Below are 22,617 nucleotides of genomic sequence, written 5' to 3' on the forward strand. Positions count from 1 at the left end.
CCCGGCACGGCCTCGCCGGCTGACGCGGGTCGGACAGGCGGGGCCTCCTGGGCCTCAGATCATGAGCAGCAGCCGCGTGTGCGGTACCAGCTTCCGGTTCACGCTGGTGCTCTGCACGAATATCGTGAAGTCGTCGTTGCGGTCCGGATGGACACGAACTTCCGTGTCCGGCAGACCGAGCAGGGATCGCGCCTCCGGTCCCGTGTACACCCGGTCCGTCTTCTTCTCCAGCACCGCAATCTGCTTCCGCGCCTGGATTTTCTCCGACTTGCTCAATTGATAGAAGGCACAGCCGGTACGGAAGGTGTGCCCGCATTCGACGACCCATTCCCGGATCGCCGCTTCGCGAGCCACCGGAATCAGCTGGTATTCCGACGGGTCCACCGGAGTGAGGCCGGCTGCCTCGATGGTGTCCTTATTCACCGCCTCCGCACCCGTGGAGAACACCGCCCGCGATCCCCGGATGCCCTGGGCCCGGCCCACCATAAAGTTCTCGGTGGCCTGCTGGATAACCTGCCCCGCCTCCTCCAGGCCCTGTGTGCTCGTGGCGTCCCAGATCGCGATGTTGTCCTTCGGGAAACCGCACTGCATGGCCTCGCGCTTGCCCATCTGGTCCGGCACAAGGACGGCCAGAGTCCAGTTGTCCTCCTGCGTCGCCATCATCTTGGCCACGGCCTGCACCAGTTCACGCGGATTCTTGGCGAGGGCGTCCGGGCAGCGATGACTCGCGTTCTCCTGGCCGTCGGTCAGTACGAACGTCAGGAAGCTGTGGTCGCCGTACAGTTGAGCGGTCTGCGCAAGCTCCCGCTGCGACTTCAGTGTGGCCGCAAGCAGAGCCGTCATTCCACCGACCCGGTAGAGCTGCTTCAGGGACGGCATCCGCAGCACGTCCTTGTCGTAGATGACGCACTGCACCTTGTCCGCGAAGACGTACACCGTGACGCGGGTTTCCTGGTCCAGTTCCTTCGATCGGCGGGCCAGATACGCAATCTGCTGGTCGGCGACTTCGACGACCTTGCCGCTCAAGTGCGACATGGACGAACTGGCGTCCAGTACGAGAGCAACGTGATTGATGTAGTTCTGGTTTCCGGCCATGACCGCTCCCCCTTTTCCCTGTCGATGCTCCTACCTTCTCACCCACCACTGACAATCGATCTCGGACTCCGGGCCGGATGCGGAGCCCACTCCACCACTCCAACCGAAACGGCGAGGTCAGCGGACGGCCGCTCGCAACGCCGCCTCGATCGCGTTGGTCAGCGTTTCCAGATACTCGTCGTCGCTGCGGCCCTGTATGACCAGCACGCGGAATGCGAGCGGGGCGATGAGCAGGTCGGTGCCGAGGTCCAGATCCAGCCCGGGGGGAAGTTCGCCGCGGTCGATCGCGCCCCGCAGTATCGCGTGCGCCGCCGCCCGCCGCGGTGCGGTCACTCCGGTGTAGAGCCCCTCCGCCAGAGCGCCGTCGTGACTGGCCTCGGCGAGCAGTCCGGCCGCGATCCGGGCGAGCAGCGGATTGGCCAGTTGGCCGCGGAAGGTGATGAGCAGCTCGCGCAGGTCGGTGTGCAGGGCGCCGGTGGCCGGCGTGGGCGGGAGCGTGTCGGCGACCTTGCCGCGGATCAGCTCGGTGACCATCGCCTGCTTCGAGGACCAGCGCCGGTAGAGCGCGGCCTTGCCCACACCGGCGCGCCGGGCCACCGACTCCATCGACATCCGCGTGTACCCGGCCCCGGCGAGTTCGGCGAACGCCGCCTCGGTGATCGCCTCGGTCACCCGCTGTCGCAGGACCGCCCCACCGGTCGCCGGCCGGTCCTTCTTCTGCTCCGCTGCCATGCTCCCGAGCATAGCGAACGGAACGGTAGCGTTCCATATGTGTTAGCTTTGAGTGAAACGGAACGCTGCCGTTCCGTTCCATTCATCGAAGGGAGCTGATCATGAAATTTCTCTACGACGATGAGTCCTTCTCCTTCGAGGCGCTGCGCGCCGCGGGCTACGCCGCCTATGGCGGCGCCGACCTCGGCGAGGTCCTGGTCACCTGCCGGCAGATCCCGGAGGGGGACGAGGAGGCCTGGTCGGCCCAGTGGGCCGCGACGGCGGCGCGCATCGAGCGCATCGGCCGGGACGCGCTGGCCGCCGGTCACCGGGTCAGCGCCCGGGAGGCGCTGCTGCGCGCGTCCAACTACTACCGGACCGCCGACTTCTACCGCCGCGAGAATCCCGCCGCCGACGCCGAGTCGGCGCGGCTCGCCAAGGCCTCCCAGCAGACCTTCGCGGACGCGGCCCCCCTGCTCGACACTCCGGCCCGCGCCCTGCGCATCCCGTACCAGGACACCACGCTCCCCGGCTATCTGTTCCTCGCCGACGATTCGGGCACCCCGCGCCCGACCGTGCTCTTCCACGGCGGGTACGACTCCACTCTCGAAGAGGACTACCTGGCGCTGGCCGCGGGCGCGCTGCGGCGCGGCTACAACGTCATCGCGTTCGACGGCCCCGGCCAGGGCAGCACCCTCCGCGAGCAGGGCCTGCACTTCCGGCCCGACTGGGAGGCCGTGGTCACCCCCGTCGTCGACTTCGCGCTCACCGTGCCCGAGGTGGACGCCGGGCGACTCGTGCTGATCGGCATGAGCCTCGGCGGCTTCCTCGCCGCGAGGGCGGCCGCCTTCGAGCACCGCCTCGCCGCATGCGTGCTCTACGACGGCGTCTACGACTTCCACGCGGTCGTCGCCGCAACCGCCGCCCGTGCCGCTTCGACGCCCGGCGGCATGGAGGCGTTGATGGCACAGAACACCATGGTGCGATGGGTGGTGCGCAACGGCCGGTGGACCTTCGGCGTGTCCGACATCGACGAACTGGTCAGGGTGGCCGAGGCGTACACCATGGCGGGGATCGCCGATCGCATCACCTGCCCCACACTCGTACTCGAAGCCGAGAACGACCAGTTCTTCAAGGGGCAGCCGCAGCGCCTGCTCGACGAGCTGACCTGCCCGAAGGAGCTGATCTCCTTCCGCGAGGACGAAGGCGCGGGCGAGCACTGCCACGAGGGCGCGCTCTCCCTGTTCCACCAGCGCACCTTCGACTGGCTCGACACCCTGCTCGCCGGCTGACCTCGCGGGCCGGCCCGCAGGTCCTGTCGCGCCGGCTCGGGGCAGAGGCGCTGGGGTGCCGGTCAGCCGCGCCGGTCGCCGTCGTCCAGATAGTGCAGCACCGCGAGCACACGGCGGTTGGCGCTGTCGGTCGGCGGCAGCCCGAGCTTGCTGAAGATGCGGTTGATGTACTTGCAGACCGCGCGTTCGGTGATGGACAGCTCCGTGCCGATCGCGGAGTTGGACAGCCCGCGGGCCATCAGTTTGAGCACTTCCCGCTCGCGCGGGGTCAGTTCGGCCAGGGTGTCGGCCCTCGCCAGCCGGTTGACCAGCCGGCCGATCACCTTGGGGTCGAGGACGGTGCCACCGGCGGCGACGGTCTCCAACGCGGCGAGGAACTCGGTCACCTCGCTGACGCGGTCCTTCAGCAGATAGCCGACTCCGCCGTCGGAATCGGCCAGCAGTTCCCGGACGTAGGTCTGCTCGATGTACTGGGACAGGATGAGGATCGGGGTGCCGGGTTGGCGCCGACGGGCCTCGATGGCGACGCGGAGGCCCTCGTCCCGATAGGTCGGGGGCAGCCTGATGTCGACGACGGCCACGTCGGGACGTTCCCGGTCGAGCGCATCGAGGAGCGCGTCGGGGTGGTCGACGGCGGCCACCACCGTGCAGCCGAGTTCGGCCAGCAGGCGTTTCAGCCCCTCGCGCAACAGCAGCAGGTCCTCGGCGATCACGACACGCATGGCAGCTCCGCGCGCAGGGCGGTGGGCCCACCGACCGGGCTGATGAGCGACAGGCCGCCGTCGAACGCGGCGACGCGGCGCCGCAGCCCGGCGATTCCCGTGCCCCGCAACTCATCGGCCCCGCCCCGGCCGTCGTCCAGAACCTCGACCCGCACGCGCGCCCGGTCACTTCGCACCGTGATCTCGACCCGGTTCGCGCCACTGTGCCTGGTCACGTTGGTCAGGGCCTCGGCGACGACGAAGTACACCGTGGACTCCAGCGCCACCGGCAGTCTCCCGGGGACGTCGACCGTGACCGCGATGCCCGCCAGCGCCGCCCCGGCGCGTTCGGCCAGCGACTCGATGCCCCCGGCCAGCCCCCGGTCCGTCAGGATCGGGGGGTAGACACCGTGTACGACGTCTCTCAGCTCCTGCAACGCCTCTCCGATCTCGGCGCGGGCCTCCCGCAACAGCTCCCTGCTGTCGGGGAGTTCGCGCAGCCGCATGTCCAGCAGGCCGAGCAGCATGCCGGTCGACACCAGCCGCGCCTGTGCGCCGTCGTGGAGATCGCGTTCGATCCGGCGCAGCTCGGCGGCCTGTACCTCCAGCACGCCGGTCCGTGACGCGGTCAGGGTGGCGATCCGGCGGGTCAGGCGGCTCCGGTCCGGCCCCTCCAGCAGCGTCCGGCCGACGCGTGCGTGCCACCGCGGCAGTCCGTGCGAGCACGCGGCGGCGAGCAGGAGCAGGATCAGCCCGTACAGCGCCGCGATGACCGAACTGGTGGTGTCCCTGACCGGAATGAAGATCACGGCCGGGGGTCCCAGCCGCCACCACAGCGGTGTGCTGACCGAGAACAGCGCGATCGCCCACATCACCACGCTCAGCCCCAGCACCGCCGGACCGAGCACGGCCTGGAAGACCAGCCAGAGGACCTCCCGGGCCGGAGTGGCGCGCTCGGCTGGAAGGGGGCCGAGCACCATGGTGTCCACTCGGCTCTGACGTTCGACGAGGCGCCCGACGGCAGGCATCCGGGGGCGGTGCCGGATCGCCGACACCGGCCAGTTCAGCAACAGGGCGAGCGCCCGCAAACCGGTCAGCGCGTTGGCGACCATGATCCTCAGATCCTGGCTGATCAACGGAGTGGCTCCCCCCTGATGAGCTATGACCGGTCGTGCGCGTCGTGCGCCGAAAGCGTCTTGTAGACGGTACCGGCGAGGTCGGGCAGCGTGTCCTCTTCGACAGAGCTGTTGACAGCGACGGCGATGACCATGCCGCTCTTCGGGAAGTACATGTGCAGCACCCGGTTGCCCAGGGTAGCGCCCTCGTAGAACCAGACCGTCCCGGCCGCGGGATGGGCGTACTTCACGACGCCGAGCCCGTAGCCGAGGGGGTCGCCGGCCGTGACGGTCGTGATGTGCTTGCTCGTCTTCATCGAGATCAGGGACGCCAGCTCGCGCTGTTGCGCCGTGGGCAGCAGACGGCCGCCGTACAGCGCCTTGTCCCACGTCGTCAGGTCCTTCAGCGAGCTCACCAGACCGCCCGCGCCCTGCGCCCAGGACAGGCCGAGCGGCGGAAGCGGCTTGTTGACGTGGGTCGGCAGGATGGACTGGGTGGAGTACGGGGTCGGCATGCGCGAGGCCGTGTCCGGGCGGCACTCCGGGGGCAGGCAGGTGTCACGCAGCCCGAGTGGCCGGATGATGCGCGCGGTGAGCCGATCGGCGTAGCTGTCGTGCGACGCCCGTTCGACAATCATCTGAGCGAGGAGATAATTCGTGTTGGAGTACGCGTACTTCGCCGCGCCCAGCGGCAGATGCCGCACATAGGACACCAGACGCTCCGGTGTGAAGCGCGTCGAGGGATCGGCGCCGAAGTCCTCGAGAAACGCACGCTGTTCGGTGTAGCTGGGGATACCGCTGGTCATCGACAGCAGTTGCCCGATGGTGACATCGCGCCACGCCGGATACCGGGGAAGCCACTTCCCCAGCTTGTCGCGCAGGGACAGCTTTCCCTCCGCCTCCAGCTGAAGCAGAAGCACGGACGTGAACGCCTTGGTGTTGCTGCCTGTCTGCCACATCGCGTCACCGGGCACCGGGCCACCGCCGCCATAGCGCGTCGTCCCCGCGCCGACGGAGATATCGGGGCGCTGATCGGCGTGGGTCACCCGAAGCGAGAGCGCCGAGAAGTGATCCTTCGTGCCATGAGCGTCCAGATATTTCTCGAGGTCGCTCCTGAGCGATGCGGTGACGGTGGGCGCGGGCCGCTCCGCCACCGCATGCGAGCCTCCGGCCTCGCACCCCGCCGTCGTCAGCCCTGAGACAACCGCCGCCGCGACCGTCGCCGGCACCACGAGGCGCTTCCCGCCTCGACCACCGGATCGACGGATCGAACACCTCATTGCCGCCACCCCTCCCTCAGCTTGAGCGGAACCGGGAACGTCGATCACGCTACGGAGCGGCGGTGCGGCGGGTAATCAGGTCACCCCCCTTCTTCGTTGACATGCTGGCATCCCCCCGGACCGTCACGACGACATGGCGAGCGCGACACACTGGAGTCGCTCAGCCCGGTCCACGGCCGTCGCCCTGGCCGGGTGGCCGAGGCGTGGGCGGGGCCACGAGTTGGTGGGAAGCCGCGTAGATGACGGCTTGAGTGCGGTCCCGCAGACCCAGCTTCGCCAGGATCCGGGAGACGTGTGTCTTGACCGTCTCGTCGCCGATACCCAGGGCGCGTGCGATCTCCGTGTTGCTGTGTGCCTGGGCCACCAGCATCAGGACCTCGTGCTCGCGGGCCGTCAGCCTTTCAAGCTCGGTGGAGGACGCGGGCGGCGCGATGCTGCCTGCGAAGCGGGAGATGAGACGGCGCGTGACCGAGGGATCGATGAGGGCATCACCTCGGGCGGCGATGCGGATGGCGGCTATCGTCTCCTCGGGCGGGACGCTCTTCAGGAGGAATCCGCTGACTCCCATGTGGAGGGCGCTGTGGACGTAGCCGTCGTCGTCGTAGGTGGTGAGCACGATGACTTTCGTCGTGTTGCCCGGCCTGCCGAGGATGCGTTCCGCCGCGCGCAGCCCGTCCAGTCGCGGCATACGGATGTCCAGGATGGCGATGTCGGGTGTCAACCTGGTGGTCTCCTCGACGGCTGCCTGGCCGTCGGCCACTTCCGCGACACAGCACAGGTCGTCCTGGGTGCTCAGGACCGCCTTCAGTCCCGAGCGGAACATGGCGTGATCGTCGGCCAGGAGAATACGCAGACTCATGTGCCGTCCATGGAGAAGGTGGCGGATGTCTTCCAGTCGGCTCCGCCGCGTACCGGTCCGTACGAGACGAAGCCGTTGAACATGCCGACTCGGCTGCTGATGCCCTCGAGGCCCCGGTGCGGGGAATCCTCCACGAGCCGCCCCGAGGCGGGGATCGGGTTGACCGCGGTGACCGTGATGCGCGAAGTGCCGTAGCACAGACTGATGTCCACGCGGCCGTCGCCGTGGCGCAGAGCGTTGGTCAGCATCTCCTGCACCACACGGTAGACGGCGATGTCCAAGGACCCCTCCAGTTCCTGCCGGGCGCCCTGGACGCTGACGTTCGTCTCGAGACCGGCGGCGGACACGGCCTGAACGAGCTGGTCGAGGTCGCGCAGACCCGGTTGCCGTGCGCCGTCGGCCGGGCTGTCGTGCAGGAAGTCCAGCAGGCGGCGCAGGTCGAGGAGGGCCGCTCGGCTGGAGGTCTCCACCGCCGCGAGCGCCGTCGACACCGGGGACGCCTCCTTGACGGCGAGTCCCAGACGGGCGGCTCCGGCATGCACACCGATGGCGCTCACATGATGGGCGATGACGTCGTGGAGGTCCCGGGCGATGGCACTGCGGTCCTCGGCGATGGCATTCGCGAGATTCTGCCGGGCCATCTCCCGCTCCCGGACGGCCCGTTGTTCCAGTTCGGCGATGTGAGCGCCCCGGGCGGTGGTGTAGCGGCCGACCAGCCAGGCGAGGAGGGACTCCTGCACCGCGCTCAGCAGAATGGAGCGCCATTCGGTGAGATCGGTCGTGCCGCCGAGTGTCCTGGCCCCGATGGATCCCGCGGCCAGGTAGAGGAGGGCCAGGACGGCCGGTCGGCCGTTCAGCCAGGCTCCGGCCCGATAGGCCGCTATGAGCATTCCGGCGTCGTTCATATCCGGCAGTGGGCTGCCGCCGGGCAGCGCCAGCGCACCGGTCACGGCCAGTGCCGCCTGGGCGAGGGCGACGACTCCCGAAAGCCGGGCCGGACTCGCGAGTGCCGCGTCCACCAGGGCGATCCCCGCCAGCAGGCACCAATAGGTCACGGCGGGATACACCCGCGAACCCTCGAAGCAGAAGCTGAGCGTATCCGCGAGCAGGCAGAAGCCCGCCACCATGAGGGACTGCCGGGTCAGGGACCCACTCGGGTCCCGATTCAAAACGGACAAGGCCCCTCTCTCAGGGTGTCGGCCTGCCCGCGGCGCGGGCAGGCCGGAAGGCGGAATGTGCGGTCGGAATGCCACCTTGTACGGGGCCGGTCGCGCCAGGCATGCACTTATGGTGCACGAGCGCCGCGGAAAAGCCTTCCCGCGCCTGGGGGAGGCGTCGTCCCCCGCGCGGGGGACATGAGGTGCCCCGGGTGCGTGACGACACCGCGTGGGGACGGTTTCTAGTGTCTGCCGCGTGAACGACAACGCACCCCCCGTACCCGTTCGCGGCAGATGTGCCGGCCGGAATCGCCTTGGCAGGCGCGGCAGATGTGCCAACCGGAATCGCCCTGGCAGGTCATGCGCGGCGCGAGTGATGGCACGAGTGGCGGCGGCCGTGCTCTGCGTCCTGGGCCTGTCCGTCACCCTGGAATCTCCCGCATGGGCGGATGCCACGGCCGGCGGCGATCTGCAGGTCGCGCAGACGCTCGGCGACCGCGACCTGACCTTCGTCCTGCGGCGCGTCACCGGGCTGCCCGGCCCCCTGCATGTGGATGTGCTCACCCATCAGGGCACCGCCGCGGGGACCCTGCGCCTGGGCACCGTTCCCACGGGTGCGTCGGCGGACCGGGCGGAGGGTTCCTCGGCGGGGACCACCACCAGCAGCGCCTCGGTCAGGCTCGGCGGCACGCCGGGGTCCTGCAGCGCCGCCCTGGACATCGATCGGGCCGGGCCCTGGGAACTCGTCGTCGATGATGGATCCCGCACGGCGCGGATTCCCTTCGTGGTGCCGGGCCAGGCCACGTCCCCGCCGGAACTCGCCGTGTTCGGCGGTTTCGTGACGGCCGGTGTGCTCATGCTGATGACCCTGTTCGTCGCCGTGCGGGCCCGGCGTGGGGTCTGGGCGCTGCTGCCGGCAGGAGGTGTCGTGGCCGCGCTCGCCGTGGCCGTGACCGCCGCGCTGCTGTCCACCTCCTTGCCTCTGCCGCCCGAGCCGGGCGGGCAGGTGGATGCAACGAACGACAACGTCAACGATCCCTATTCGGTCGTCCGGCCGGTGACCAACGACTACTCCCGGCCGCCCGCTTCGCTCGAGATGGGTTCGTACCCGGCCAGGGCGGCGGAACGGGGGACGCTCCGGTTGAGCGTGGCCGACGGCGCCACCGGCCTGCCCGTGGACGATCTCGTCGTCCATGACGGTGCCCTGATGCATCTGCTGGTCATCGGACCGACCGGTGAGCTCTGGCATCTGCACCCCGTACGCACCGCGCCCGGCACCTACGAGGTCCAGCTGCGGCTGCCCGCCGCCGGGCACTACGCCGTGTCCGCGGAGTTCGCCCGCCGCGGTGGCGGAGTCCAGCAGGTGCGCTCGGCAACCGGCCTGACCGTCGCCGACGGCTCCGCGCGCGGCGGCTCCCCGGCCCTGCGCGCCGAACTCGTCCCGCGGGGGCCGGGAACGCGGACGATCGACGGTGTGCCGGTACGTCTGTCGGCGCCCTCGCCCACAGCGGGAGAAGCGAGCACCCTGACCGCGCGCGTCGGCGACACACCGACGCTCCAGCCCTGGCTCGGCATGGTCGGCCACATGATCGTGGTCGGGCCGCTCGACAGGGCGGACGCGACCAGCCCGGCACGGATGGGACAGGCCGCCCAGGACGCACCCGTCTGGGCGCACGCGCACTCCATGGGCAGCGATATGAGCGGCCACTCCGCACCCGGCACGGGAGGTGCCCCGGCCCACGACATGGCGGCCATGCCACACGGGACTCACGCCAACGGGGGAGAGGCGAAGGCGAGTTCGATGAGCGGGCTGATGCCCCTCAACGGCGACAGTCCCGCGGACGAGACCGTGGCCGCCTATGGGCCGGACGCCTCCTTCGTGTACACCTTCTCCCGCCCCGGCTACTACCGCGTGTGGATACAGGCCGAGCGCGACAGCGCCATCCTGACCATCCCCTACCTCCTGCGCGTGTCCCCGGCGGGAGGGGCGAAGTGAGCGCCCGCATCGCCTCCCGTACCCCCATGGCCCGGTTTCTGTACGGAGTCGCCGCCGCGCTGCTGACGGTGTCCCTCGCCCTGGTGGCCGTCGGTTTCCTGCCGTCCCGGACGGACGACGCGGTCTCGCTGACGGCGGGCAGCGCCACCGACGAGGTGACACTGACCGTGGCCCGGCCGCGTACCGGCGCCACGGACGTCGCTATCCGCCTGACCCCGCGCCGAGGGGAGCGAAGCGGACGTCCGCCCACCGTCACCCTGCAGGCCGTCATGCCCACGCACGGACACGCGACGCCCGCGGCACACGCACAGGTGCGAAGCCCGGGCAGCTACTCCACGGCCGTCCATTTGATGATGCCGGGGCGCTGGACCTTCCACGTCAGCGTCGACCACGGCACACGGAGGGACCAGTTCGACTTTCCTGTGGCGATCTCCGGCTGAACGACCGGCCACGAACACGCCAGTAACCGCTCTCGCACGGTCATGAGAAAGGCATTTCCCGTGAGCACAGCTCTACCCGTCACCGGTGGCAGGGCAGCCCAGTCATCCCTCGCCGTCAAAGTCTCCCGCAACGGCAGGACCGGCCCCATCGCCGCCAGCACCGTCCTGGCCGGGACCACGATGTCCCTGTTCGGCATCAGCTGGGACATCCAGTGGCATGTCGATGTCGGCCCGGACACGTTCTTCACGCTCTCCCACCTCATGCTGTACTCCGGCAGCGCCGTCGCCGGCATCGCCAGCCTGGCCATGGTCCTGATCGCGACGGCCGCCCAGCGTGCCGGCCAGTCCGTGGACCGGTTCCCCGGCGGCAAACCCGTACGCGTCCTCGGCGGGGTCTTCCGGGCCCCGCTGGGCTATCTGATCACCGGTACCGGGGCCGCCCTGTTCCTTCTCTTCGGGCTCCTGGACCTGTGGTGGCACTCGCTGTACGGCTTCGACGCCGTGCTGGACTCACCGCCGCACATCGGGCTGTTCCTCTCGATCTCCTTCTCCATGGTGGGGAGCGTCATCGTCTTCGCCGCGGCGCGCGACACCCGGTGGGGCCGAGCGGGTGTGATCCTCAGCATCCCCGTGCTCATCGTCTTCAGCCCCATCACGACGAAGGCCTTCGGTGCGCTGCCCCTGCCGGTGGACCCCGATCTCGTCGGGACCGTCTTGTTCGCCACCCTGCTGCTGATCCTGGGGACGCTCACCATCGGGCGGCGGAGCACCGCACTGACGATCGCCGCGACCCTCGGCGTCCTGCAGCTCATCCTGTGGTGGTTCTCCCCCTGGGCGGCCCGTGTCTACGCCGATGCGACCGGTCTGCCGCTGCGCGACAACCTCGGCGACGACCCGCCCGAACTGCCCTCCGGGATTCCGGTGTTCATGCTCATCGCGGCGGCGGCCATCACCGCACTGCTGTGGCTGAGCAGGAAGCGGGGCTGGTCGGGCCGTGTCGCGCCGCAGATCATGGGCGCCGGAGGCGGGGCCGTGGTCGGCCTCTCCCTCCCTATCCAGAGCGCCCTGTTCGGCGACTCCGGCCCGACCTCGGCCGAACTGCTGAAGATGACGGCCACCGGTGCGGTGACGGGCGTCCTCGCGGGCTACCTCGCCGCTCGACTCGCCGTCCTGCTGCGCGAGCACGCCACCGCATCAGTCACGAAGGGCCGATGACCCATGCGTTCCGCACGTTTCCCACTCCTCCTCGCCGTGGCCCTCGCGTCCGGGCGTGTGCGAGACCACGCGCGCCGACTGGCGCCGGCCATTGTCGCCGCACTCGCGCTGGTGGCGGTGTCGAGCACACCGGCCACGGCGTACGCGCCGGTCGGCGTCGTCCATACCGAGCGGGTGAAGGCCGGGCCCTACACGGTCACCGTCGGGTTCTCCGAGTGGCCCCTGCGGGCCATGGAGTCACTCGACTTCACGTTCGCACCGGCCGATGGCCTCGCGGGAAAGTCGGGCAGGCTCACTCTCGACGGGCCCGGTATCGACGCCGATGACCGGGAGACCCCGCTGAGCAGGCACCCCCGCAAACGGGATGTCTGGGGCCTGGACGTCCAGGCCCTGCCGGAGCCCGGGGCATGGAGCCTCACCTTCGACATCGACGGCCGGGCCGGCCACGGCCGCGGCACCCTGCCGAACGTCACGGTGCTCGACCAGCCGGGCCCGCCCCTGGCCATCAGCTGGACCGTCTGCGCCATCCCGCTCGTCGGGATGCTCGCCTACCTCGCCGTGGGCTGGCGGCGCAACAAGCCCTCCGAGAGGGTGGCCGCACTCGTCTGAACCGCCGTCCGTGAAGTCGGCGCGGACCTCGTGCTCTTCGCGGCGGGCGCCGCCTCGCCGCGAAGACGCCATCACGAGCGGGCCGTCAGCCCGTCATCACGAGCGGGCCGTCAGCCCGTCCAGGGTCAGGTCGAGCAGGCGCTCGGCCCGTTCCCGGTGTTTGGGTCCGGCCGACGTGAGAGCGATGCCTTCGAGGGCGGCGCCCACGTCGGTGGGGCTGATGTCGGTGCGCATCGTCCCGGCGGCCGCACACGCGTCCATCAGGGTGGTGATGGCGGCCTGGATCATGTCCCGGCTGTGGCCGTAGGGGTTGTTTCCTACGGCTGCGATGGCGCGCAAGGCGTCGGCCATGCCGAATTTCGCGGTGACGTAGTCCAGGAAGAGTCGGGTCCAGGCGCGCAGGGCCTCGTGGGGTGGGTGCTCGTCGAGCAGATCGGGGACGGCGTCGCACAGTTGCGCCACCTCGTTGCGGTAGACCGCCTCGATCAGGGCCTCACGGGTGGCGAAGTTCCGGTACAGCGTCGCGCTGCCCACGCCCGCCTCCTTGGCGATGCGCTCCAGGTGGGTGTCCAGCCCCTCCTCGGCGAACATGCGCACCGCGGCCGCGAGGATCTTGTCTCTGTTGCGCCGTGCGTCAGCTCGCAACGGGCGTGGTGCACTGTCGGCCATCAGCGGTCGCCATTTCCTCTCCGGTCTCCTTCACCTTGCTAACCGGAGGCGTCCCCATTTAGCCTGGAGGTAACCGGGGGCGCCCCCAGTTCCACTGTAGGTCATGGTCTGACCTGCGTACGTCCCCCTTTGGAGGACGTTGGCCATGTCAGGTGTCGAAGGCAAGGTGGTGGCGATCACGGGTGCCAGCAGCGGTATCGGGGCGGCGACGGCGACCTACCTGGCCGAGCGGGGTGCCCGGCTCGTGCTCGGGGCCCGGCGGGAAGACCGGTTGCACGCGGTGGTGGACCAGATCACGGCGCGGGGCGGCTCGGCCGTCGGGACCGTCGTCGACGTGACGCGCCGCGAGGACCTCAAGCGCCTGACGGACACGCGGTCGACCGGTTCGGCGGGCTCGATGTGCTGGTCTCCAACGCCGGCACGATGGCGGTGTCACCCTTTGACGAACTGCGCCAGGACGACTGGGACGCGATGGTCGCGACGCATATCACCGGGCTGCTGAACGGTATCGGGGCGGCACTTCCCGTCTTCCGGCGGCAGCGCTCCGGCCAGTTCGTCGACATCGCCTCCACCGCGGCCTACGTGGCGCGGCCTACGTGGTGAAATCCCCGCAGGCCGTCTACGCCGCCACCAAGAGGGCGGTGAAGGTGCTGACCGAGGGACTGCGGCAGGAGTCGGGCCCCCGCCATCCCGCCCTCCGCCATCGCGTCGGCGATCGGTTACGCGATCGAGCAGCCCGCCGGTATCGACATCAGCGAGGTCGTCGTCCGGCCCGCCGTGCAAGCCTGACAACCGGCGGGCGCTCGGCCCTGGTACTGGTGTCAGGAGTAGAAGCGCACGTAGTCGAAGCGCGCGGTCACCCCCTTACCGGCCAGGGAGACAAGGCCGATGGACGGGTCGGAGCCGGCGGGCAGATGCCAGACCCCGCCCCAGATGTAGTGCTTCCCGTCCCGGCTCGTGGCCGGCTGGAATCTGTGCTCACCGGTCTGCGGATCGACGGTGTGGCGCAGCCGCAGCCACATGGTGTCGGCCGACGGGCCCAGTTGCATCTCCGGCCAGCTGTCACGGTCCCGGCCGATCCACAGGAAGGCCTGCCGTGACGGGCCGGTCCTGGTCGGAGCCAGGTGGATCGAGTCCGCCGGGCTCTGGAAGGCGATCATCCCGGCCTGGCCGCGCCCGTCGGGGGCGTCGCTGATCGGGAAGCGCAGCTTGGTCTCGACCGTGTAGGTGCCGGTCGGAGCGTCATGAAGCAGCGCGGATGCCATCGTCCCCTTGCCGGAGAAGTCGGCGTCCTGTGTCGGCCACACATACTGGCCGTCGGCGACCTTCCCGTCGGCGGGGCCGAACCACTTCCAGCCGTCCAGCCGGCTGTCGTCGAAGTCCTCGTCGTACTGGGGCAGCCTGGCTCCGATCTCGGGGTCCGGCTGTTTGACGGTCTTCGGCGTGTAGAGCCGGGTCACGCCGACGTTGTCCGCCTCACCGGCCCCGCGGGTCGAGGCGACACCGCCGCGGCGCCAGTCCCTTGGCACGTCCACCTTCAGTTCGGCCAGCGGCATGTCGAGCATGGCCGAGCTGACCTGTACCCGCGCCGACCCGTCGCGGATCTCGGCCGTGAGCGAGTGCCAGGTCCGCGGATCGGCGTTCGCGTACAGACGAGCGGTCCGCTTCCGCACCACCTTCCGGTCCCGGGTGACCTCGACGGAGAGGGTGCCGGTGGAATCCAGCCAGGCCACGGCGTGATCGAACCGGCCCTTGGACGCCAGGACGAGGCCGACCCGGCCTTCGTCGTCGCGCAGCCGAACGTCGGCCTCGATCCGCACATCGCCGTCCGGGGCCCGCCGCGGCAGCAGCAACTGCGGGACCGCGGCCCGGGAGCGGCCGCGGGCATAGCGTCCCGAGTCGGGATCCGACCCCGTGGCCCAGGAGCCGTGTCCCAGGGTGTCGAAGCCGGCCAGGCCGTCGTCGAAGGTGCTCCCCGAGCCCCAGCGGCTCGTGGGTGCGGTCTGCCGGTCCTCGCTGGTCCAGGCGCCCGCGCGCACGGTCGGCCAGCCGTCGATCCAGTCGAGCCGGTCCATCATGCTCGGCCGTCCGCCCCAGTTCGGATCGCTCTCGTGGCGGTCGAATCCGTTGGTGAGGATCCAGTCCTGGCCGGATTTGTCGACGACGTTCGCCGAGTGGCCGGTGGCGACCCATTTGTTGCCGTTCGGCGCGTTGACGATCGTGCCACCGGGGTGCAGGTCGGCCAGGCCGACGCCCTCGGCGTCGGTGAACGGGCCCATCGGGTTCTTCGCCCGCCCGACGAACACCGGATAGGCGCCCTTGTCACGGGCACAGCAGCCCAGGCCGGAGTAGAACAGGTAATACCAGCCGTCCCGCTTCACCACGTACGCGGCCTCGCCCCGCCGGGCGCCGACCACCTGCACCGGATCGCCGACCGGCCCGGTGCCCTCCTCGTTGAGCCGCACCGCCTGGATGCCGCCGTCGCGGAACGAGCCGTAGTAGAGGTACTTCTGGCCGTCGGAGTCGAGGAACACCGACGGATCGATCTGATTGACCGTTGTCCCGTACGGCAGCACGGGGTGGCCGATGTCCTCCCACGGGCCGGCCGGGTGGTCCGCGGTGGCCAGCGCGATGGTGTTCTTGTCGTCTCCGGCGACCGAATAGTAGAGGTAGTACCTGCCGTTGAGGTACCGGATGTCGGGTGCCCAGTAGTAGGTGCTCTTGAAGTCGCGCCATTCCGGGTGGTTGTCGGGCCCGAAGACATCACCGACGTAGGTCCAGTTGACGAGGTCGGCCGAGCGTGTGATCGGCATGAAGTGCTGCGACTCCCAGGGGCCTCCCTGGTTGTCCCGGCGCATGCTGGTCTGGGTCGCGTAGGCGTACCAGTAGCCGTCCTTGGCCCGGATGATCGACGGGTCGGAGAAGGCGTCCGCGACGTCGTCCATCACGGGGTTCTGGTACGTCCCGGGCGGATCGGCGGGATCGGCCGCGGCCGGCCCGGGGTGCGCGCCGCCGAGGCCGAGGACCATGAGCAGGGCGAGGAGGACGACGCCGGGTCTGCCACGGACCGCGGGGAATCGTGCTGACGTCGATGCCATGTCGGGAGCTCTCCTTTGCGGATGGCGGAGATGGCGGAGATGGCGGAGATGACGGTGATGGCGGAGATGACGGTGATGGCGAAGATGGCGTGAGATGGCGGTGATGGTGAAGATGCCGGGTCGCGGGTCGCGCCCGGAGGAACAGGCGGGAGTACGGCGCGGGGGTGGGCTCAGACGAGGACCAGGGCCGCGATGCGCCACAGGCCGTTCAGCTTCGAGCCGGTGATCTCCAGGTCGGCGGTGCGCCCGTCCGTGCCGCCGTCGAGGTCGAAGGAGAACCAGACGAACGCGCGGCTCGGCAGGCTGTCGTCGCCGGAGCGGCCGAGGACCGTGCCGTTCTCGGAGATGGTGGTGACACCCGAATCGGTGAGGGAGTCGCCGGTGAGCACCCACACCGTGTGCTTTCCGGCCGGTACCGGGACGCGCAGGACGGTGGGCTTGCCCTTCTGCATGACGATGTCGCGGCGCAGGTCGTCGGCGTTGCCCCGGTCGCGGGTGTTCGGCCGGTCGCCGACCCAGCCGAAGCCGCGGTCGTCGGTGTAGTCGTCCTCGGGTGACAGCCTGGTGTACCCGGTCAGCAGCGGGCTGGACGGCGGGCCGGCGTCGAACGCCGTGGCCGCGTCATCGGGGTGTGGCGTGGTGACCACGGACACCGACCGGCCGCGCTCGATGTCCTCGTCGCCGCTGGTGAGCCGGATCTCGACGGTGGCGAATCCCGGAGTGGCCACCGGGGTCGCGGTGACCGTCAGCTCTCGCTCGGATCCCCCGGGGACCGTGGCCGTCCGCTCGGTGCCGGACCAGCCGTCGGGGGTGACCAGCCGGGCGGTGACATCGCGGTCCCTGGTGCCGGTGTTGCGTACCAGCACGGTGACCGGGTTGGCCCGGTCCGTCCACCACACCGGATCCGCCGTCGCCTTCAGCACCACCAGGGACGGTTCCGGGGCGCCGGGATCTGTCAGGGCGAACGCGGACAGCCGCCAGGGGCCGCCCACGCCGGTGAACGTGAGGTCCATGGTGCGGCCGGTGGCACCTCCGTCGAGGGGGAGCTCCAGCCAGGTGAAGGTTCCGGCGGGCTGCTTCGGACTGGTGGCGACGGTGGCGCCGTCCACCGCGACCCGGGTCGGCGAGGCCGTGGCGCCGGTGTCCCCGACCAGCGCGTACCCGGTGTGCCTGCCGGCCGGCAGGGCGAGGCGCAGCACCCGGGACGAGTTGTGCCAGAGGTGGTCGCGCAACAGGGGCTCGCCACCGCGGTCCCTGGCCGACGGGGCGGAGCCGACCCAGCCGTGGCCGGCCGACGCGGACCAGGCCGACTCGGGGGTCAGCGCGTCGTAGCCGGGCATCGAAGTCCCGTTCCGCGGACCGGCGTTGAGCGCCATGAGGCAGCGGCCGCCCTCGGGGGCGACGACCAGGGACGGCGGCCGGCCGTCGAGCCGGGTGAGCTTCGGCGCCACGTCCAGGTCCAGGGCGGCGACGGTGCCCGCCAAGGGGGGTGTGACCGGCAGCTCGAACTCCGCGGTCGCGGCACCGGCCGCGGACTCTTCGGCGGGCCCGGTGTGCCAGCCCGCCGACGGTGGCCGCAGTGCGACCGTGATGTCGCGGTCCCGCGCCGAGGCGTTGGTGACGGTGACCGGCAGGAGGTTCGGACGGCCGCCGAGCAGCACCCGCGAGCCGTTCAGCGCCACTTGCAGCCATTCCCGCCGCGCGTCGACGATGCGGCTCCTGTCGAAGAAGAATCCGACCACCGTGTCGCGCCAGAGTGTCGCGTGGATCCGCTGGGCCTCGAAGCCGGCCTCGATGGCGGCATGCCGCTGCCGGTCGACCTGCCCGGACAGTTCGCTCCACCCGGCGAGGAACCGGTCGACGCGGTCGACCCCGGTGAAGTGCGTATCGTAGATGTGCTGGATGACCGTCCTGCCCGACCGCAGTCGATGGTCGTACGGCACCCAGTGCATGAACAGCAGCAGGTCGTCGGGACAGGTCGCCGCGGACTCGTAGCGCTTCCGCCACGGCCGCGGGTAGAGCCCGGTGAAGCCGCTGCCGGTCGCCTCGGTGCGGTCGAAGCCGGTGCCCTCGGTCGTGGAGTGGTGTGACTGGAAGAGGGTGCCCAGCGGGCTCGGGTCGAGATGGTCGCCACCGGGGTCGGTGAGATAGCCCATCCCCAGCGGCGAGGTGTAGTCCTCGTACGTCCGGCGCGAGTGCGCCAGGATGTCGGCCACGACCGCGGTCACCGCGCGGTCGGTGGAGAAGGTCTGCGCGGCCCACTCCGCGGCCAGGTCCCGGGGGTCGGCGTCCGGGTCCCAGCACATCCTGCCGAAGGCGTAGGTGTTCGCCGCTCCCAGCGGATGGCCGGTCCAGTTGCGGGCGTTGCCGAAGTTGCTGACCCCGGCGATGCCCGCCCGCGGCGCCCGGTCATCGCCGTCCGAGACGATGTCGGCGACGGTCGGTCCGGTGCCGGGGCCCCGCGTAGGGAACGTCAGCACCTCCCGCCACAGCGGGGCCAGATAGGTGGTGTGGATCTCGTGGCCCGTGTACTCCTGGGTGAGCTGGAGTTCCACCATCTGGTTGGTGTGGCGCAGCGCGCCGAACAGCGGGTGTACGGGCTCGCGGATCTGGAAGTCGATCGGTCCGTACTTGGTCTGCAGGATGACGTTGTCGTCGAAGGTGCCGTCCAGCGGCGCGAACACCCGGTACTGGTACTCGGCCCAGTCGCTGAAGTCCTCGTGGACGAAGCTGCGCCAGACGATCTGCCCGTCGTGCGGTGCGACCGTGCGGGCCAGCATGTTCGCGCCCTCGGCATGGGTGCGTCCGTAGTCGAGCGGGCCGGGCTGCCCCTCCGAGTTCGCCTTCACCAGGAACCCGCCGAAGCCGGGCAGGCTCCTGAAGATCTCGGCGCTCTTGTCCTGCCACCACCGCTGGACCCGCCGATCGGCGGGATCGGCTGTGGTGATCGGATCGGCGTCGTCCGCGGTCAGGATCATCGGGGCGGCGTAATTGACGGACAGCCAGGTCGCGAGCCCCCACGAGTGGAGAAGCGCCGCCAGGGGTCTGAGCCTGGTCAGCATCTCGCTGGTGATGAAGTCGGCACTGGCGTTCACGTTGTTGAGCACCGAAGCGTTGATGCCGATCGATGCCATGGACCGCGCGTAGTCGACGATCCGGCCGGAGACGTCCGGCAGCTTGTCCCATTCGAAGATCGAAGTGCCCGCGTAGCCACGCTCGATCGACCCGTCGATGTTGTCCCAGTGGTTCATCATGCGCAGTGCGGTGCGCGGCTTCTCCAGGACGGACAGATCGTGCAGTGGACGCTCGAGCCGCAGCAGACGGATGAGATGGAAGACCCCGGCCAGCACGCCCCGATCGCTGCGGGCCCCGATGACCAGTCGCCGCCTGCCCGGCGCGCCGGTCATCTCGATCACGAACCCCTGCTCACCGATCCGGGCCAGCCGACCGGGACGCACCTGGGACCGCACGACCGGCGACTCGCCCACCGTGCCGATGACAACCGAGGCCCGATCGGCGGGAACCCGGGCCGGTGCGCCGCCGGTGAGCCCCTCGACGGCCCGCCGCAGCTCCAGCTCGGCGTTCTCCATGACCCGGCCCTCGCCCTGACGTGCCAGACCGGCCAGGGCCTTCCGGTACTCCTGGAGCCGCCGGGGATCGGTGGTGGGGCGGTAGCGCAGCCATAGTTCGTAGCCGTCCTCGTCGGGGATGCCTGCCGATGCGGCGAAGCCGGCCGCCGTGCTCCACGGGCTCAGCACCGTGGCGAAGGCGAGAGCGGATGCCTGGAGCACTCGGCGACGGCCGTACTCGGATCGTGCCATTGCGGTTTCTCCTCTCCGGAAGAGCGAAGGGAATGGCAACGTCGACTAGCGAAGGGTTCGGGTGAGGATGTCGCGCAGCTCGGCCGGTGGGATCTTCGGTTGGCGGTCCGGGGTGAGCAGGCCGTTGGTCTCTTGTTCGGTGTCGGTGAACTGGGTGTAGCAGAAGCCCGCGAGCCCGGAGTCCACCGCGGCGGTCACCAGGTCGGCGAGGCGTTCGGCGAAGTCCTCCTTCGTGGCGACGGTGTCGTAGCCGAACCACTCGGCGCCCTCCGCCGGTTCGAAGGTCGCTCCGCCGAACTCGCTCAGGACGACGGGCTGCCCCTGGTGGCGGACGCCCTCCAGGGTCAGGCGTTTGGCGCCGGGCCACTGCTCGGCGATCTGGCCCTGCCGCAGCGAGGCGTGGCCGTAGCGCTCGCGCAGTACGTCCCCGAGCTGGGTGTAGTCGTGGACGCCCCAGATGTCGGCGGCGGAGATCTCCCAGCCGTCGTTCGAGACGGCCGGGCGGGAGGGGTCCAGGGCCTTGGTCAGGTGGTACAGGGCGTCGATGAAGTGGCGCTGTGCGGGGACGAGCGCCGGGTTCGGCACGGACCAGGACTCGTTGACCGGGACCCAGGCGACGATCGAGGGGTGGCTGAGATCGCGGGAGACGGCTTCGGTCCACTCGGCGACCACGCGCTCGACGGTCCGCGCGCCGAACGTGTACGCCGACGGCATCTCCTCCCACAGCAGCAGCCCGAGCCGGTCGGCCCAGTACAGAAAGCGCGGGTCCTCGATCTTCTGGTGGACGCGCAGCCCGTTGAGGCCGATCTCCTTCGCCAGTTCGACGTCACGGCGCAACTCGTCGGCCGAGGCCGAGAGATGCGACGCGGGCCAGTAGCCCTGCTGGAGCGCGAACCGGAGGAAGTACGGCTTGTGGTTGAGGAGGAAGACGCCGTCGTCCCAGCCGATGTCGCGCAGACCGAGGTAGGACGTGACGCGGTCGACCGGTGTGCCGTCGGCCGCGTCACACAACTCCACCACCGCGTCGACCAGTTGCGGCCGCTCCGGACTCCAGAGCAGGTCGTCGAGGTCCTGCCCGTGACGCAGGGCGGGCACCGCGACGTCGAACTCCGTCTCCTGGCCGTCGATCAGCGTCCGCTGCTCGGCGAGCACCCGCTCACCCCGCGTGAGGCGGACCGTCACGGTGTGCGGGCGCCGCGGCCAGTGGCCCAGACGCAGCCGGCAGCGGACGCGGGCGTGGGCGACCTCGGGGGTCCAGTGCAGGAGCGTGATGTGCTCGGCCGGGACCTCCTCCAGCCACACCGGCTGCCAGATCCCGGAGGTGCGGTGGTACCAGATGACGTGTGGGTCCCGGCGCCAGTCCTGCTTGCCGCGGGGCTGGGCGGCGTCGAGCGGCTGGTCCTCGGCCCGGACGACGACGGTCTGCTCGCCGTCCCGGTCGACGGCGTCGGTCAGATCGCAGGTGAAGCCGGTGTGCCCGCCCTCGTGACGTCCCACCAGGCGGCCGTTCAGCCAGACCTCGGCCCGGTGGTCGACCGCACCGAAGTGCAGCAGCAGCCGCCGCCCGGCGGCCGGCCGGGGCACGTCGATCGTGCGCCGGTACCAGAGCACGGGGTGGAAGTCGGTGTCCGCCACGCCCGAGGCCGCGGACTCGGGCGGGTAGGGCACGGTGACGGTGCGGGTGAACGGTGCGGAGGTCGCCGGGTCCATCCAGCGGTCGGCGCGGCCGCGGTCCTCGTCGTCGTGGGCGAACTGCCAGGGACCGCCGAGGTCGCGCCAGTCGGGATCGCGGATCAGCTGCGGCCTCGGATGGCCTGCGGCGTCCAGGTGCGGGTGCGGCATGCGTGAACTCCGGTGGTGTGATGCGTGGGCGAGGGGCGGGGAGGTGGCTCGGCGCGGTTCAGCTCTCCGGGGCGTCCGCCGGGAAGCGGAGGTCCGTGGGGGAGCGGAGGTCCGCCGGGAAGCGGAGGTCCACGACCGTGGCGGCGAACGCCAGCGGGCCCGGCAGCAGCGGGACCAGCAGCGGAATCGACCAGGCCAGGAGCGCGCCGAGGAGCACGGCACCGGCCAGCAGGAGACTGCCGCGCGGGTCCGCGGCCGAGCGGAACAGCGCCTCACGTGCGGACAGGAGGTGCGGCGTCTCCAAGGCCGTCGCCCGCAGCGCCACGACCATGGCACCCAGGACGAGCAGCGCGAGGGCGGGCGCCATGACGGCAGCTCCGGGTAGCGCGGCGCGCAGCAGCGCGGCATCCACCAGAACGACCACCACGAGCAGCGGCGGCGCCAGACCGAGGGCCGCCGACCGCGCGGACAGGTGGGCACGGAGGTGAGCGCCGTACGTACCGGCCCTGGCCTGGACGCGGTCGCCCGCGGCCTGCCGAAGCGTCGCGGACGCGGCGGCGAACGCGGCCGGGGCCGTGACCACCGGCAGGCAGGCGAGGCTGGTGAGCAGGCCGACGAGCAGCATGTCCGCGAAGAGGCTGAAGCCGGAGCCGAAGACCTCTCCGGGTTCCCGGCGCTCGCGCCGGTGCGCGATCGATGCGTGGGCCATGGTGTGCC

At 70.4% G+C, this 22,617-nt stretch carries 17 protein-coding genes and 1 pseudogene; 6 read left to right on the forward strand and 12 right to left on the reverse strand.

All coding sequences use genetic code 11. From position 1 onward, the window contains the following. Positions 1-54: 54 nt before the first annotated feature. Complete coding sequence (locus NP777_RS05725) at positions 55-1,095, reverse strand: vWA domain-containing protein (protein WP_256648934.1); 1,041 nt, start codon at positions 1,093-1,095, stop codon at positions 55-57. A gap of 117 nt (positions 1,096-1,212) precedes the next feature. Then, on the reverse strand, positions 1,213-1,827 hold the full coding sequence (locus NP777_RS05730; protein ID WP_256648935.1) for a TetR/AcrR family transcriptional regulator: 615 nt from the start codon (positions 1,825-1,827) through the stop codon (positions 1,213-1,215). A gap of 101 nt (positions 1,828-1,928) precedes the next feature. Here NP777_RS05730 and NP777_RS05735 point away from each other — a divergent pair, with 101 nt between their 5' ends. Further along, a complete protein-coding gene (locus tag NP777_RS05735; protein ID WP_256648936.1) occupies positions 1,929-3,098 on the forward strand; it encodes an alpha/beta hydrolase family protein in 1,170 nt (389 codons plus the stop codon). 62 nt (positions 3,099-3,160) lie between these two features. Here NP777_RS05735 and NP777_RS05740 read toward each other — a convergent pair whose 3' ends face one another. The 5 genes from NP777_RS05740 to NP777_RS05760 form a co-directional block, all read right to left on the reverse strand. Continuing rightward, on the reverse strand, positions 3,161-3,820 hold the full coding sequence (locus tag NP777_RS05740) for a response regulator transcription factor (RefSeq protein ID WP_256648937.1): 660 nt from the start codon (positions 3,818-3,820) through the stop codon (positions 3,161-3,163). Continuing rightward, positions 3,808-4,935, reverse strand: a complete 1,128-nt coding sequence (locus tag NP777_RS05745; RefSeq protein WP_256648938.1) for a sensor histidine kinase — start codon at positions 4,933-4,935, stop codon at positions 3,808-3,810. Before NP777_RS05745 ends, NP777_RS05740 begins: the two co-directional genes overlap by 13 nt. A 23-nt stretch (positions 4,936-4,958) precedes the next feature. After that, on the reverse strand, positions 4,959-6,242 hold the full coding sequence (locus tag NP777_RS05750; protein ID WP_256648939.1) for a serine hydrolase domain-containing protein: 1,284 nt from the start codon (positions 6,240-6,242) through the stop codon (positions 4,959-4,961). 112 nt (positions 6,243-6,354) lie between these two features. Beyond that, a complete protein-coding gene (locus tag NP777_RS05755; protein WP_256648940.1) occupies positions 6,355-7,053 on the reverse strand; it encodes a response regulator in 699 nt (232 codons plus the stop codon). Further along, complete coding sequence (locus NP777_RS05760; protein WP_256648941.1) at positions 7,050-8,231, reverse strand: sensor histidine kinase; 1,182 nt, start codon at positions 8,229-8,231, stop codon at positions 7,050-7,052. The genes NP777_RS05755 and NP777_RS05760 overlap by 4 nt, the downstream gene beginning before the upstream one ends. Before the next feature lie 355 nt (positions 8,232-8,586). Here NP777_RS05760 and NP777_RS05765 point away from each other — a divergent pair, with 355 nt between their 5' ends. Genes NP777_RS05765 through NP777_RS05780 form a run of 4 tightly spaced genes read left to right on the forward strand, consistent with a single transcriptional unit; the run spans position 8,587 to position 12,470 of the window. Beyond that, positions 8,587-10,206: a hypothetical protein gene (locus tag NP777_RS05765; protein ID WP_256648942.1), complete on the forward strand. Its 1,620-nt coding sequence runs from the start codon at positions 8,587-8,589 to the stop codon at positions 10,204-10,206. Then, positions 10,203-10,646, forward strand: coding sequence for a FixH family protein (locus NP777_RS05770; RefSeq protein WP_256648943.1), 444 nt, complete (start codon positions 10,203-10,205; stop codon positions 10,644-10,646). The genes NP777_RS05765 and NP777_RS05770 overlap by 4 nt, the downstream gene beginning before the upstream one ends. Positions 10,647-10,706: 60 nt before the next feature. Next, complete coding sequence (locus tag NP777_RS05775) at positions 10,707-11,861, forward strand: hypothetical protein (protein WP_256648944.1); 1,155 nt, start codon at positions 10,707-10,709, stop codon at positions 11,859-11,861. A 3-nt stretch (positions 11,862-11,864) separates the two neighbouring features. After that, positions 11,865-12,470, forward strand: coding sequence for a hypothetical protein (locus tag NP777_RS05780; RefSeq protein ID WP_256648945.1), 606 nt, complete (start codon positions 11,865-11,867; stop codon positions 12,468-12,470). A gap of 96 nt (positions 12,471-12,566) precedes the next feature. Here NP777_RS05780 and NP777_RS05785 read toward each other — a convergent pair whose 3' ends face one another. After that, the gene (locus NP777_RS05785; RefSeq protein WP_256648946.1) at positions 12,567-13,139 is read right to left on the reverse strand and encodes a TetR/AcrR family transcriptional regulator; all 573 of its coding nucleotides are present in this window, start codon (positions 13,137-13,139) and stop codon (positions 12,567-12,569) included. Between the two features lie 145 nt (positions 13,140-13,284). Between NP777_RS05785 and NP777_RS05790 the strand changes: the two are divergent. Beyond that, positions 13,285-13,928, forward strand: a pseudogene (locus tag NP777_RS05790) (SDR family oxidoreductase). Positions 13,929-13,960: 32 nt separating this feature from the next. Here the strand turns inward: NP777_RS05790 and NP777_RS05795 are convergent. From NP777_RS05795 to NP777_RS05810, 4 genes are all read right to left on the reverse strand, one after another. Then, on the reverse strand, positions 13,961-16,237 hold the full coding sequence (locus NP777_RS05795; protein WP_256648947.1) for a family 43 glycosylhydrolase: 2,277 nt from the start codon (positions 16,235-16,237) through the stop codon (positions 13,961-13,963). A gap of 170 nt (positions 16,238-16,407) precedes the next feature. Then, a complete protein-coding gene (locus NP777_RS05800; RefSeq protein WP_256648948.1) occupies positions 16,408-20,058 on the reverse strand; it encodes an alpha-glucuronidase family glycosyl hydrolase in 3,651 nt (1,216 codons plus the stop codon). A 45-nt stretch (positions 20,059-20,103) separates the two neighbouring features. Then, positions 20,104-21,900 carry a sugar-binding domain-containing protein gene (locus tag NP777_RS05805; RefSeq protein ID WP_256648949.1) on the reverse strand — a complete coding sequence of 599 codons (1,797 nt, stop codon included), beginning with the start codon at positions 21,898-21,900 and terminating at the stop codon, positions 20,104-20,106. Positions 21,901-21,958: 58 nt separating this feature from the next. Beyond that, positions 21,959-22,609: a hypothetical protein gene (locus NP777_RS05810; RefSeq protein WP_256648950.1), complete on the reverse strand. Its 651-nt coding sequence runs from the start codon at positions 22,607-22,609 to the stop codon at positions 21,959-21,961. Positions 22,610-22,617: the final 8 nt, after the last annotated feature.

The sequence above is a fragment of the Streptomyces rugosispiralis genome, assembly GCF_024505145.1.
Taxonomy (GTDB): Bacteria; Actinomycetota; Actinomycetes; order Streptomycetales; family Streptomycetaceae; genus Streptomyces; species Streptomyces rugosispiralis.

Bases quoted from the DNA above. Each gene is read 5' to 3' on its own strand.
- NP777_RS05765 (WP_256648942.1), top strand. From the start codon at position 8,587: ATGGCACGAGTGGCGGCGGCCGTGCTCTGCGTCCTGGGCCTGTCCGTC.
- NP777_RS05725 (WP_256648934.1), bottom strand. From the start codon at position 1,095: ATGGCCGGAAACCAGAACTACATCAATCACGTTGCTCTCGTACTGGAC.
- NP777_RS05740 (WP_256648937.1), bottom strand. From the start codon at position 3,820: ATGCGTGTCGTGATCGCCGAGGACCTGCTGCTGTTGCGCGAGGGGCTG.
- NP777_RS05755 (WP_256648940.1), bottom strand. From the start codon at position 7,053: ATGAGTCTGCGTATTCTCCTGGCCGACGATCACGCCATGTTCCGCTCG.
- NP777_RS05795 (WP_256648947.1), bottom strand. From the start codon at position 16,237: ATGGCATCGACGTCAGCACGATTCCCCGCGGTCCGTGGCAGACCCGGC.
- NP777_RS05805 (WP_256648949.1), bottom strand. From the start codon at position 21,900: ATGCCGCACCCGCACCTGGACGCCGCAGGCCATCCGAGGCCGCAGCTG.
- NP777_RS05780 (WP_256648945.1), top strand. From the start codon at position 11,865: ATGCGTTCCGCACGTTTCCCACTCCTCCTCGCCGTGGCCCTCGCGTCC.
- NP777_RS05810 (WP_256648950.1), bottom strand. From the start codon at position 22,609: ATGGCCCACGCATCGATCGCGCACCGGCGCGAGCGCCGGGAACCCGGA.
- NP777_RS05735 (WP_256648936.1), top strand. From the start codon at position 1,929: ATGAAATTTCTCTACGACGATGAGTCCTTCTCCTTCGAGGCGCTGCGC.
- NP777_RS05800 (WP_256648948.1), bottom strand. From the start codon at position 20,058: ATGGCACGATCCGAGTACGGCCGTCGCCGAGTGCTCCAGGCATCCGCT.
- NP777_RS05785 (WP_256648946.1), bottom strand. From the start codon at position 13,139: ATGGCCGACAGTGCACCACGCCCGTTGCGAGCTGACGCACGGCGCAAC.
- NP777_RS05730 (WP_256648935.1), bottom strand. From the start codon at position 1,827: ATGGCAGCGGAGCAGAAGAAGGACCGGCCGGCGACCGGTGGGGCGGTC.